Source organism: Gammaproteobacteria bacterium, from assembly GCA_016705365.1.
Taxonomy (GTDB): domain Bacteria; phylum Pseudomonadota; class Gammaproteobacteria; order Pseudomonadales; family UBA5518; genus UBA5518.
Window position 1 is genome coordinate 666,485 of sequence record JADIYI010000008.1, and the last position, 12,473, is coordinate 678,957.

A 12,473-nucleotide genomic window follows, 5' to 3' on the forward strand; every position below is an offset into this window, starting at 1 on the left:
GGTTACTTGCGCTTCATCGAGTTGAAGAACTCTTCGTTGGTCTTCGATTCCTTGAGCTTGTCGACCAGGAATTCGGTGGCGTCGATGTCTTCCATCGAATGCAGCAGCTTGCGCAGGATCCACATCCGGTTGAGTTCCTCGTCGCTGGTCAGCAACTCCTCGCGGCGGGTTCCGGAACGGCGGATATTGATGGCCGGGAACACGCGCTTTTCGGCGATACGCCGGTCGAGGTGCAGTTCCATGTTGCCGGTGCCCTTGAATTCCTCGTAGATCACCTCGTCCATTTTCGAACCGGTATCGATCAGCGCGGTGGCGATGATGGTGAGGCTGCCGCCTTCCTCGATATTGCGTGCGGTACCGAAGAAGCGCTTGGGCCGCTCCAGGGCATGCGCATCGACGCCGCCGGTCAGCACCTTGCCCGACGAGGGCACGATGGTGTTGAACGCCCGTGCCAGGCGAGTGATGGAGTCGAGCAGGATCACCACGTCCTTCTGGTGCTCGACCAGACGCTTGGCCTTTTCTATCACCATGTCGGCCACCTGTACGTGACGCGACGGAGGCTCGTCAAAGGTGCTGGCCACGACTTCAGCGCGCACCGAGCGCTCCATGTCGGTGACCTCTTCCGGGCGCTCGTCGATCAGCAGCACGATCAGGTGGCATTCGGGATTGTTGCGCACGATCGATTGCGCGATGTTCTGCAGGATCAGGGTCTTGCCGGCCTTGGGTGGCGAGACGATCAGCCCGCGCTGGCCTTTGCCGATCGGGGACACCAGGTCCATGATCCGCCCCGAGAGATCCTGGCTGCTGCCGTTGCCCTGCTCGAGCTTGAGGCGCTCCTCCGGAAACAACGGCGTGAGGTTCTCGAACAGCACCTTCTGGCGAGCCGAATCGGAACCCGAGAAATTGATGTCACTGACCTTGAGCAGCGCGAAGTAGCGCTCGCCGTCCTTCGGTGGCCGGATCTTGCCGGAAATCGTGTCACCGGTGCGCAGGTTGAAGCGCCGGATCTGGCTTGGCGAGACGTAGATGTCATCGGGGCCGGCGAGATAGCTGCTGTCGGCGGAGCGCAGGAATCCGAATCCGTCCGAGAGTATCTCGAGCACGCCGTCGCCCGATATGTCCTCGCCGCTTTTGGCGTGACGCTTGAGCAACGAGAAGATGATGTCCTGCTTGCGCGAGCGGGCAACGTTTTCGATGCCCATGGCCTCGGCCATCTCGACAAGTTCATTGATCGGCTTTTCTTTGAGTTCGGTAAGGTTCATGGTGGTGTGGTGTGTTGTCTTGGAAAAAGTGGATGGGCAATATTCAGCACTGTCCGGGAACCGGAATATCGGAGTACGAGCGAGTCACGCCGGAGGGCGCGGATCCAGACGCGGAGGAAAGGGGGTCAACGAAAACAGGGCTGGATTATCGGGTCGAATGCGTTGGAACGGAGAGAAATGTAGCATGTGCCGTCCGGGCAGTCCAGCTTCAGCTTGATCGGTGTTGATACGAGCGTAGCCACCTCCAGCAAGTTGGATCCGGCTGCGCAGTAATACCAGTCATAAAGTGGGGGGGGGAACGATATGCGTTACCTTGCGCTCGCAACGGACTATGACGGCACGCTGGCTTCAAATGACAGAGTGTCAGAGCCGGCGGTGCGCGCCCTTGAGCGCCTGAGGGTATCCGGCAGGCGGGCCATCCTGGTCACGGGTCGTCGGCTCGACGACCTGCTTGCGCTCTGTTCCTGCGTGCAACTGTTCGATCTCATCGTCGCCGAGAACGGCGCAGTCGTCTATGCTCCGGACAGCCGCGAAGAGACGCGGCTTGGCAACCCACCTTCCGCAATGCTGATACAGGGCCTGCGGGCGCGCGGGGTCGCGCCACTCGAGATCGGACAGGTCCTGGTGGCGACGCACGCACCGCACCGCGCGGCCGTTCAGGACGTGATCTGGGAACTCGGCCTCGAGGTCCAGGTGATCGGTAATCGCGGCGCGGTGATGGTGCTCCCGGCTGGCGTCAACAAGGCGACCGGCCTCGAGCACGCGCTGTGCGAGCTGGGCCTTTCGCGCCACGAGGTGGTGGGCATCGGCGACGCGGAAAACGATCATTCGTTTCTGGAGCGCTGTGAGTGCGCCGTGGCGGTGGCCAACGCGGCACCGTCCATCAAGCAGATCGCCGCCCTGGTAACGGCGGCCGAAAATGGCAATGGTGTCATCGAACTGATCGACGAGTTGATCAGCGACGATTTGCGCCGACTGGAAGGCTCACTTTCGCAAAACCTGATTTCGCTCGGGAAACGCACAGACGGGACCACCGTACAACTCTCGCCCTACGGCCACAACATGCTCGTTGCCGGTCCTTCCGGCTGCGGCAAGTCCACGCTCGCCGCCGGCATCATCGAACGGCTCATCGAGAAGGATTACCAGGTCTGCATTGTCGATCCGGAAGGCGATTACGGAACCTTGCGCGATGTCGTGGCTCTCGGCAACCAGTGGCGCTCCCCGAGCGTCGCCGAGGTATTGGCGATCCTCGAGGACCCCAAGATCAACCTGAGCGTCAATCTCCTCGGCATCTCGCTGGATGAGCGGCCGAATTTTTTCGCCCAACTTGCACCGAACCTGCAGGCCATGCGTGCCCGGACCGGGCGGCCACACTGGCTGGTCGTGGACGAAGCGCACCATCTGTTGCCCGACACCTGGGGGCACGCCGCGTCCGTGCTGCCTCAACGACTCCACGAAACCATTCTGGTCACCGTGCATCCCGACCACGTGGCCCCGGAAATCCTCGCGCCGATTGACGTTGTTGTGGCCATCGGGCATTCGCCCGAAAAGACCCTCGAGGAATTCGCCGGGGCGGCGGGGCGGTCGATTGCCTGGCCCGTGGATCTGGTCTACCAGGCAGATCGCGTTGTCGTATGGCTCAACAAAGGCGGGCACGCACCATTCGCGATGCAGGCACAACCCGGGCGGGCCCAGCGTATCCGCCACCACCGCAAGTATGCGGAAGGCAATCTGCGTTGGCACAGTTTCTATTTCCGCGGCCCGGACAACCATCACAACCTGAAGGCCCAGAACCTCGTCGTCTTCTGCCAGATCGCCCAGGGTATCGATGAGTCGACCTGGATGTACCATCTCCGTCGTGGCGACTACTCGCGCTGGTTCCGCCACGCGATCAAGGACGATCATCTCGCCGACGAGACGGAACGCGTCGAATGTCGCGCTGACCTCGAGCCCTGGCAGACGCGGCAGATGATTGAAGAATTGGTGAATGCCCGCTACACGCTGCCGGAATAACCTGCGTGGGCATGGCGATATTGCGCGCTAGCGGTGGAACTCGCCGGTCCGCTCGGGTTGGTAGACGACTTCCACAAGACGCACCTTCATCATGCCGCCCCCCGGTCGGGGCCACTCGATATGTTCACCCGCGGACAGCCCCAACAGCGCGCTACCAACGGGCGCGAGTATCGAGATACGTTCGGCGCTGCCATCCATGTCCTTCGGGTATACCAGTGTCAGGCAAAACTCTTCCCCCGACTCCAGGGCAAAGCGCACCTTGCTGTTCATCGTCACCACATCGGGCGGCACGCTCTGCGGCGCAACGACCTCGGCGCGATCGAGTTCCATCTGCAGTTCGGTCTTGCCCGGGAAAGTGGCCGCCGGCAACGTATCAAGAAGCGTCTGCAGACGATCCAGATCCTGTGATGTCAAGATAATTCCTGGTCGTTCGTTCATCAAATTTTCTCGCTGATCAGTTGATTCCAGACGACTCGATCCGGTCAGTCGGACCAAAGCCCCCGCCGACAAGTGCAGCCGCACCCGGACCTCTCATGCCCGTTCAGGCAATCGCGGCGTCGATGAACGAGGCCAGCTGGCTCTTGCTGACGGCACCTACCTTGGTGGCTTCGGTATTCCCGTTCATGAAGATCATCAGCGTCGGGATGCCGCGCACGCTGTAGCGATTGGGTGTCTCGTTGTTGGCATCGACGTCCAGCTTGCACACTTTCAGACGCCCGGCATACTCGCGCGCGATCTCCTCGAGCACCGGGGCAATCATCTTGCAGGGCCCGCACCATTCGGCCCAGTAATCCACGAGAACCGGGAGTGTCGACTTCAACACCTGCTCCTCGAAGCTGGCATCGGTGACGTGGACAATGGAATCGCTCATCGGAAATCTCCGCAGTCAATACAGGTGGGTTTCAAGTGCGCCCGCATAATAGCATCCGCGTGCAAGCTGCTTGCAACATGGAGGCGAACGGCTCCGGTTTCAAGCGCGCGGGGTTTATAGTGCGTGCCATGAGCAGCGTATCGCAGCAGCATGAATCACGCGCCCGCGTTGCCGTGCGAGCGCCCGGGACAGGTGCGGGCCCGGCATTCTGGAGCTTTGCTCTCGAGTGCTACGACCGACCAGGAGTGCAATCACAGTGTCTCGAGTTGCAGGACCGGTACGCGGCCGAGGTGCTGGTGCTGCTGTTCCTGTGCTGGCGCGCCAGTTGCGGTGATGTCTTGGACATGACGCGCCTGCGCGCGTTGTGCGAACGCTCCGCACCGCTGGCACGTCAGCTCATCGGTCCGTTGCGTGCCGCCCGCCGCGCGCTGAAATCCGCCGCGCAGACAAGCGGCTCGGTCGAGCTCGCGCAGGCCGCGGCGCGGCTGCAGGCCGCCGAGTTGCGGGCCGAATGTCTGCAGGCGTGCTGGCTTGCGCAAGCCGGGCTGTTGCCGGTGTGCGTCAGCCGGAGCGGCGAGCGCGCCACGCAGGCGGGCACCTCGATTGCCGACTACCTGCGTTTGCTGGGAGTCGAATCCGCGGTGGCGCAACGCCGCGCCGATTCGCTGGCCGCGGCCGTGTCCGGATCCTGAGCGGCGATCCGGGCGCTCGTGTATCATGCCGCGTTTCTTCACCCGCGCGATCCATACAGAGGATTTCCCCATGAGCCGTTCTTTCTCGTTGCCCGTGCTTTTCAGCCTTTCGCTGTTTGCCCTGGGGGCTTGCAGCGATGCCAAGCCACCTGAGACCGCTGCCAAGCCGGCAACCCTCGAAACGGACCAGCAGCGCATGGGCTACGGGCTTGGAGTGTCGGTTGGCCGCCAGTTCCGCGGTGACGGCCTGCAGGTCGATGCCGATGCGCTGGTGCGCGGGGTGCGCGAGGGCTTCAGCAGCGACACGCTCAGCATGACGGAGGAAGAGATCGGTGCCGCGATGCAGCAGCTTCAGGAAGGGCATGCCGAGCGGATGAAAGCCGAGCAGGAAGATATTGCCACGCGCAACAAGGCCGAAGCCGACGCATTCCTGGCCAAGAACGGCGCCGAAGAAGGCGTGGTGACCACGGCAAGCGGTCTGCAGTACAAGATCATCACGGCGGCCGACGGTGCCAAGCCGAGCGCAGAGGATACCGTCAAGGTGCATTATCGCGGGACGCTGCTCGATGGCACCGAATTCGACAGCTCCTACAAGCGCGGCGAACCGGTGACATTCCCGGTAGGTGGCGTGATTCCGGGGTGGGTCGAGGCGCTGCAACTGATGCCGGTCGGCTCGAAGTGGAACCTCTACATTCCCGCGGACCTGGCTTATGGCCCCGGCGGCGCAGGCGGTCAGATCGGGCCGAATGCGATGCTCACGTTCGAAGTGGAGCTGCTCGCTATCGAGCCGCCGCAAGCGAAAGACGGTGAATGAAACCGTCGGCGGAAACGCCCAGCAAAAGGCGGTCGTCGGTCGTGAAGCCAACCGTCAGCACGTAGGCGCCCGAACGTTTCCAGTCGGCGCGCCGCGGCAACTCCCACGCTTCGACCTGGCGCTGCGTGGGTAGTTGCCACAACTGCACCCGGTGATCGGTGGTTCCCGTCAGCAACCGGGTTCCGTCAGGGGAAAAGGCCGCCGCGGTGAAGGTCTCGCCACGGACGGTGCGCCAGCGCGAGACCGGCAATGAGCCGATCTCGAGGCCGGTAGAGGTGTCCCAGAGCGCTGCGCGATCGTATTTGCTGACGCTCAGCGCACGCGCGCCGTCGCCCGACAAAGTCACCAGCCTAACGTCACCCGCGTGCTCCCAGCGCTGCAGTTCGCGGCCACTGGCAATATCCCACAAGCGCGCCGTGTCATCCTCGGAACCGGTTAGCGCGAGCGTTGCGTCGCGATTCAGCGCGACGCTGCGCACCCGTCCCTGGTGCGGAAACACGCGCAGGATTCCGCCCTTCAGCGCATCGAACAGCACCGCGCTATCATCGGAAAGCCCGAGCAGCGCATGCTGGCCCTGTGGCCCCAGCGCCATGCTCAGCACCTGGCTCGGTGCGCTGAAGAAGGTGATTGCGGCGCCGCTGGCGGTATTCCATACCACCAGCGAATCGTTCTCCGCGGTAATCGCGTAACCGGCATCGGGGGAGATCGCCGCGGCGGTGAGCGGTGAGTATTCGCCGGACCGGTGATTCCAGTTGAAGCGACGCTCATTGGTGCCGATATCCCACAGGCTGCCGCCGTGGGTCAGCGAGCCCACCACCGCGAGGTTACCGTCCAGGGACAGCGCGGCGCTGAAGGCGCCCTTGTCAGCTACCTCGAGGCTCGATGAAGGCATGCGGCCAGCATCGCATCCGCCGAGTGCGAACAACAGGACCAGGCAGGCAAGCAGCCGGGGAATATCGATTCGCACTGGCCGGGACCGTAGCGCATGCAGCATGGCAAATCTCCGCGTGCGCCCGCCGTCGCGGGCCCGGGCTATCAGGCGACGGCGCGCGATCCGAGGTGCAGGAGACGGACCAACTCGTCTTCCCAGTCGAAGCGCGAGGCCAGCACCTGGCCAAGTTCGGAAAGATCCGCAGCGAAATTGGTGCATCCGGCGCGGCGCAGGTAGCGGTCGTTGAAGTCGAGCGCCACCGCCGTGGTCGGAACGATTTGTTGGTACAGTGCGGCGGCTTCGTGGCTGCCACGGGCACCGCGGCGCGCCCCCTCGTCGAGCAACTCGCAATAGACTTCGAAATGCCCGGCCGAAACATAATCGACCAGTATTTCGCAAAAGCGATCGATTTTCGGCTGGGCGCTGGTGCGCGGCGGCGTTTCTGTCGCGGCGCTGCTCAGCGAGCAGAACAGGCTCAGTAACTGCTGGCGTTCGGCGAGCCAGCGGCGCAGCAGTGAATCCACGTTTTGCCATTGTTGGGCAGCATTGAGTTTGCCGTTTTTCATTATGCTTGACTCCAATCCCCTGAACAGCAGTATTGACCAAAAATATATAGTCTTTCTCAATCAGGAGGTTAGCAAGATATTTCTCATAATTCACTTTAATGTGAAGAGATAAGCGGCAATTTTTCGCATTTGAACGGGAACCCGTTGTCGGTTGAATTGGCCGAGAGCATCCGGACTTTTTCAGATAATCGTGTTGAAGATTCGGTATATGGCGCCTGGACAGGGAGTAAGTGTTCGCTCACCTAGACTTGGTGCGCGGCTGAAGCAGGGTCCAGGCCGATAGCGCCAGCAGGCCGCCAAATGCGAGCAGGGTCCATCCGGGAATCGAAACGCCCATGAAGCTCCAGTCCACGATGGCGCAATTGCCGTTGCCGCGCAACAGGATCTCCAGCGCTTCCATGATCGGGAAGGTATCGAGAATGTAATCGATGCTGGGACCGCAAGCCGGCGCCTGGTCGGGGGGCAGGCTTTGCAGCCACACATGGCGCGCGGAAAACGCGCCGCCCGCCACGCACAACAGTGCCATGACCGCCGCGTAGATCCGGGTCCCGAGGCGCGCCGGGTCATGCAGCGTCGCGACCAGGCCGGCAAGCCCCACCGCCACGATAAAGACGCGCTGCGTCATGCACAGCGGGCAGGGTTCGAGCCCGAGTGCGAATTGCAGCCAGTACCCGCATGCCATCATGGCGGTGCAAACCGCAAACACACCCAGGAACAGCATTCGGGAAGTGAACCAGGAGGGCAACATCGGGGTTCCGTCGCAGCGCAGGGAAGCGCCACGCTATTTGATGAGCGGCGGCGGGTCAATGCACCCGGCGCGCCCGGCGCGAAAAATCACCCGCCTCGTGTATCCTGTAGGCAACTTCCCTGCGGAACCCCGGATCATGTCGATGTCTCGTATTGCCTGGCTGCTGTGTATCTTGCTGTTGCCGGCGCTGGCGAGCGCGTCGGCCGACAAGAAGCCCGAGGAAAGCAGCCGTGGCTTTGGCTATATCGAAATGAGCCCGGCATTCATCGTCAACGTTGGCGATGGCAAGCGGATGGCCTTTCTGAAGACGGATGTCTCGCTGCGGGTCGATACGGCGGCGGCAGACGCCGTCCGGCAGCACATGCCGGCGCTGCGCCATCAGCTGATCATGATGCTGAGCGGTCAAAGCATCGAGAACCTGCAATCCACGGAGGCGCGCGAAACGCTGCGCACCGCGGCACTGACGGAGGTGCAGAAGATCATCCAGGACGAGGCAGGAGTTTCCGGCGTAACCGACCTGCTGTTCACTTCGTTCATCGTCCAGCGCTGAGAACCATGCGCCGTGCCATCGTGATGGCTTCGGGATAAAACACCAGGAAGGCCTGCTCCAGCTCGTCGAGGCGCCCGCCCGCCCGCGCACTGGCCGCACGCATCGCGACGGGCTGCCCGAGGCGCGTGCCAATGCGCTCCAGCACGCCGTCGATCAGTGACGAATCCCCGTAGCGATTGAGCAGATCGTGCTCGATCATGCGGCCAAGCTGATGTGTTGCGGAAGCGGGAAATTGAGCCAGGTTGCGCCGCAGGATCGCGTAGATCGAGCTGCTGAAATGCGCCAGTTCGCGCTCGTGAAACCGCCTCCAGTGGCGCACCAGCAGATGATCGAAGTACATGTCGAGCACGATGCCGGCCAGCCGCCGCTCCCGGCCGGGAAACAGGCTTCGCAGCTGGCGCAGCAACGGGTGCCCGTCCATGAACGCATCGACCCGCCGGTGCAGTCGCACACCCAGCTCGAGCGGCTGGCTCAGCCGTCCGTCGAGGGGCCCCTTGATGCAGTCGCCGAGCAGCGCACCGACCACCAGCGGCTCGGAGCCGCCGGTCAGGTGAAAGTGCGCCAGATGATTCACGGATCATTGCCGGTAGTAATTCGCGAGATACTCCTCGAAGGAAATATCGTCGGCATCCTCGATGGCCCGCTGCGCCGCGAGCGATTCGCCGGCGAGCACGGCGAGGCGTGCGAACTCCGCGTCCGGTAGCGGACGCGCGAGAAAATGCCCGCGATGGGCGAGTGACTGCTCCAGCGCGAACCGGAAAAAGGACTGGTTGCGCTCGCGCAGATGCGCAAGCACTCTTGCCGATGGTGTCAGTGCGGAATCCTCGAGTTTGCGCTTCTGGAGCTCGATACTGGCGCGGTACTCGCTGCCACCGCGCGCTTGATCGAGCAGGTCCCCGATACGCGCGATATCCTCGATCATCTTCAGCCCCCAGACCGGGAGTTCCTGGTGCACGGATTGCGTGCGCTGCAGCATCAGGCCCGGTTCGCGACCGCGATTGACCACCAGCTGCAGATTGTTGCGCGCCCGTTGCTGTCCCTCGGCATCGGACGGCGGGCTCTCGCGCAGCAGGCAGTACAGCAGGAAGGCATCGACGAAGCGCGCGGTAGGCGCCCCGATCCCGGCCGGTTCGAAAGGGTCGATGTCGAGGCAGCGCACCTCGACGTATTCCACGCCGCGCTCGCTCAGCGCGTGCCGCGGAGACTCGCCGCTCCGGGTTACCCGCTTGGGGCGTACCGATGAGTAGAACTCGTTCTCTATCTGCAGCAGGCTGGTGCTCAGCTGCAGCCACTCGCCGTCGCGCCGCGTGCCGATCGCGACATAGGGCGGGTGGGGCGTGGTGATCGCGCGCTGCAAGGCTTCGATATAGTCATCGAGGCTGTTGTAGACAATTTCGATCTGGCCCTGGGCGTCGCTCTGGTAACCGAGATCACCCATGCGCAGCGAGGTGCCCCAGGGGGCGTGCAGGGTACCGCGTGTGAGCGGTTCGAGCGTGTGCGGACGATCGCCTGTCAGGGTCTCGCACAGGGCCGGCGAGGCGCCGAAGAGATAGATCAGCAGCCAGGAGTAGCGATGAAAATTGCGGATCAGCGCGAAATACTGCTCGGTCTTGAAATCGCGCAGGGAAAGCTGGCTGTGCACGGCTGCATGCAGCCACTCCCAGAAGTCATCGTCCAGCGAGAAATTGAAATGAATGCCCGCAATGGTCTGCATCAGGCGTCCGTAGCGATGCCCGAGACCCACGCGGTAGATCGTCTTCATCCGCGCGACATTGGAACTGCCGTAGCGTGCAACCGGTATGTCGGCGTCCTGTTCGAGCAGGCAGGGCATGCTCGCGGTCCACAGCAGTTCGGTGTCGATCCGCGGGTACACAAAGCGATGTATGTTGTCCAGCTCGGCGAGCGTGTTGCTCAACTCGGTGTCCGGCGCGGTGATGAACTCGAGCAGTGCCTCGGAATAATCGGTGGTGATACAGGGGTGGGTCAGCGCCGATCCCAGCGCGGCGGGATGCGCGGTCTGGGCCAGTTTGCCGGCAGGCGTGATCCGCAGGCTTTCCTTCTCGATGCCGCGGCGGATGTAGCGCAGCAGCGCGATATTGTCGCGCTGACTCAATTCAGCGAATCGCTTTTCGAATTGCGCGTTCACGATGGCACCCTTGGCGCACGGGCGCATCAACCGCGCCGGGATGGGGAGTTTATTCAGGCAAGTGATCCAAGTACAGCCATGCACGGCCATGCCGGCACGTATTGTTGGGCGTGCAATCGGCGTGCTAGCTTAGCTGCGGAGCCGCTATTTCGATCCGCACCACGGAGTTTTTGTCATGCCGAGCCCCCAGAGCGCGATTTTTCGCGAGGACAGCACGCACCACTATTTTCTCGAATATGCGCTGCGCGGTGGCGTCGAGCGCGCCACGCGCGCAGCGCTGATCGGGCGCGCGCTGGCGGTGCCGGACGCGAACAGCAATCTGGTGGTCGCTTTCGGGCGTAACGCCTGGTCCGAACTTGCACCCACTGCGGCGCCGGAGGATTTCATCGACTTTCATCCGATTCTTGGCAGGAACGACCACACCGCACCGGGTACCCAGGGCGATGTCCTTTTCTGGATTCATGGCACGCGCCATGATCTCAACCTCGCGCGCGCGATGGCGATCGATGCGGTGCTCGGCGCCAGCGCCGCGCTCGAGCTCGAACTGCACGGATTCAATTACCTGGATTCGCGCGATCTGACCGGCTTCATCGACGGCACCGAAAATCCGCGCCTCGCCGAGGCGCGCGAGGCCGCGGTGATTGCACCGGCAAAGGCAGGAGCCGGTGGCTGCTTCGTGCTGACCCAGCAGTGGACGCATGATCTCGCGCATTTCGCCCGCCTCGGCGTCGAGGAGCAGGAACGCGTGATCGGGCGGACCAAGGCCGACAGCATCGAGCTCGAGGACGCGCCACCGACCTCGCATGTGCGCCGGACGGATGTGAAGATCGACGGCAAGGGGCTCAAGATCTACCGCCGCAGCACGCCATTTGGGGGCGTGCGCAGCAACGGGCTGTATTTCCTGGGCTTCTCCTGCGAGCTGATGCGTTTCGCGATCCAGCTCGATCGCATGTTCGGGCGCGCCGAGGACGGCCTGATGGACCGGCTCACCGAGTTCTCGACACCGGTGTCCGGTTCGTACTGGTACGCACCGCCCGAGGAGTCACTGGTCGAATTTTTTGGCACCGCGCCGCAGTGCGCGAATTGAGGAGGAATTGCACATGACGGGACGGATGCAGGGGCAGGTTGCGCTGGTGACCGGAGCAGGCTCGGGAATCGGGCTGGCGTGCACCGAGCGCTTCACGCGCGAAGGCGCCACGGTCGCGGGAATCGATCTGCGCGGCGAGGAGGATTTCGGCAGCGCTTCGGGCGCGCTTTTTCATGCATGCGATGTGACCGATGCCGCGGCCCTGCAGGGCGCCGTCGCCGCGGTGCTGGCGCGGTTCGGGCGCATCGACGTGCTGGTCACGGCGGCCGGTATCGCGGATGCGGGTCCGGTGCACCTGGTCGAGGAAGCCGCCTGGGACCGGGTGCTCGACGTGAACCTCAAGGGCACCTTTCTGTCGGTGAAAGCGGTGCTGCCGGCAATGATGGCGCAGCGCAGCGGCAGTATCGTCACGATTGCCAGCATCGAGGGGCTGGTGGGTTCCGAAGGAGGCAGCTCCTACAACGCATCCAAGGGGGGTGTGGTGCTGCTGACCAGGAATATCGCCATGGATTATGCGCGCCAGGGGATCCGCTGCAACGCGATCTGCCCCGGCTTCATCGATACACCCCTGCTGCGCCAGACCATCGGCAATGATTTCCTGCGCGAATACGCGCAAAGCATCCAGGCGGAAACCAAGATGCAGCGCCTGGGCCGCGCTTCCGAAATAGCCTCCGTGGCGCTGTTCCTGGCCGGTGAGGACGCCTCGTTCGTGACCGGCCAGGCGCTTGCAGTCGACGGCGGCTATACCGCGGGTCACAGCCATGGCCTGGTCGAGCTGATGGGACTCGGTTGA

At 63.1% G+C, this 12,473-nt stretch carries 14 protein-coding genes; 6 read left to right on the plus strand and 8 right to left on the minus strand.

The window, feature by feature from the left end; translation table 11 throughout:
* Nucleotides 1-2: 2 nt before the first annotated feature.
* Nucleotides 3-1,262: a transcription termination factor Rho gene (gene rho / locus IPF49_10610; GenBank protein MBK6288065.1), complete on the minus strand. Its 1,260-nt coding sequence runs from the start codon at nt 1,260-1,262 to the stop codon at nt 3-5.
* A 303-nt stretch (nt 1,263-1,565) separates the two neighbouring features.
* Between rho and IPF49_10615 the strand changes: the two genes are divergently transcribed.
* Nucleotides 1,566-3,275: an HAD-IIB family hydrolase gene (locus IPF49_10615; protein ID MBK6288066.1), complete on the plus strand. Its 1,710-nt coding sequence runs from the start codon at nt 1,566-1,568 to the stop codon at nt 3,273-3,275.
* Nucleotides 3,276-3,302: 27 nt separating this feature from the next.
* Here the strand turns inward: IPF49_10615 and rnk are convergent, their stop codons facing one another.
* A complete protein-coding gene (gene rnk / locus IPF49_10620) occupies nt 3,303-3,713 on the minus strand; it encodes a nucleoside diphosphate kinase regulator (protein MBK6288067.1) in 411 nt (136 codons plus the stop codon).
* Nucleotides 3,714-3,816: 103 nt separating this feature from the next.
* A complete protein-coding gene (gene trxA, locus IPF49_10625; GenBank protein ID MBK6288068.1) occupies nt 3,817-4,146 on the minus strand; it encodes a thioredoxin TrxA in 330 nt (109 codons plus the stop codon).
* A 128-nt stretch (nt 4,147-4,274) separates the two neighbouring features.
* Here trxA and IPF49_10630 point away from each other — a divergent pair, with 128 nt between their 5' ends.
* A complete protein-coding gene (locus tag IPF49_10630) occupies nt 4,275-4,838 on the plus strand; it encodes a TIGR02444 family protein (protein ID MBK6288069.1) in 564 nt (187 codons plus the stop codon).
* Nucleotides 4,839-4,908: 70 nt separating this feature from the next.
* Nucleotides 4,909-5,652: an FKBP-type peptidyl-prolyl cis-trans isomerase gene (locus IPF49_10635; protein ID MBK6288070.1), complete on the plus strand. Its 744-nt coding sequence runs from the start codon at nt 4,909-4,911 to the stop codon at nt 5,650-5,652.
* On the opposite strand, the gene IPF49_10640 is transcribed toward IPF49_10635, so the two are convergent.
* The 3 genes from IPF49_10640 to IPF49_10650 all read right to left on the minus strand — a co-directional run bounded on the left by IPF49_10640 (nt 5,618) and on the right by IPF49_10650 (nt 7,870).
* Nucleotides 5,618-6,646: a hypothetical protein gene (locus tag IPF49_10640; protein MBK6288071.1), complete on the minus strand. Its 1,029-nt coding sequence runs from the start codon at nt 6,644-6,646 to the stop codon at nt 5,618-5,620. The two genes, IPF49_10635 and IPF49_10640, sit on opposite strands and share 35 nt — an antisense overlap.
* Before the next feature lie 41 nt (nt 6,647-6,687).
* On the minus strand, nt 6,688-7,149 hold the full coding sequence (locus IPF49_10645) for an Rsd/AlgQ family anti-sigma factor (GenBank protein MBK6288072.1): 462 nt from the start codon (nt 7,147-7,149) through the stop codon (nt 6,688-6,690).
* A gap of 238 nt (nt 7,150-7,387) precedes the next feature.
* A complete protein-coding gene (locus tag IPF49_10650; GenBank protein MBK6288073.1) occupies nt 7,388-7,870 on the minus strand; it encodes a disulfide bond formation protein B in 483 nt (160 codons plus the stop codon).
* A 163-nt stretch (nt 7,871-8,033) separates the two neighbouring features.
* Here IPF49_10650 and IPF49_10655 point away from each other — a divergent pair, with 163 nt between their 5' ends.
* On the plus strand, nt 8,034-8,447 hold the full coding sequence (locus IPF49_10655) for a flagellar basal body-associated FliL family protein (protein ID MBK6288074.1): 414 nt from the start codon (nt 8,034-8,036) through the stop codon (nt 8,445-8,447).
* On the opposite strand, the gene IPF49_10660 is transcribed toward IPF49_10655, so the two are convergent.
* On the minus strand, nt 8,431-9,021 hold the full coding sequence (locus tag IPF49_10660; protein MBK6288075.1) for a DUF479 domain-containing protein: 591 nt from the start codon (nt 9,019-9,021) through the stop codon (nt 8,431-8,433). The genes IPF49_10655 and IPF49_10660 overlap by 17 nt on opposite strands.
* Before the next feature lie 3 nt (nt 9,022-9,024).
* A complete protein-coding gene (locus tag IPF49_10665) occupies nt 9,025-10,593 on the minus strand; it encodes a glutamate--cysteine ligase (protein ID MBK6288076.1) in 1,569 nt (522 codons plus the stop codon).
* 175 nt (nt 10,594-10,768) lie between these two features.
* Here IPF49_10665 and IPF49_10670 point away from each other — a divergent pair, with 175 nt between their 5' ends.
* On the plus strand, nt 10,769-11,680 hold the full coding sequence (locus IPF49_10670; GenBank protein ID MBK6288077.1) for a Dyp-type peroxidase: 912 nt from the start codon (nt 10,769-10,771) through the stop codon (nt 11,678-11,680).
* A gap of 13 nt (nt 11,681-11,693) precedes the next feature.
* Complete coding sequence (locus tag IPF49_10675) at nt 11,694-12,473, plus strand: SDR family oxidoreductase (GenBank protein MBK6288078.1); 780 nt, start codon at nt 11,694-11,696, stop codon at nt 12,471-12,473.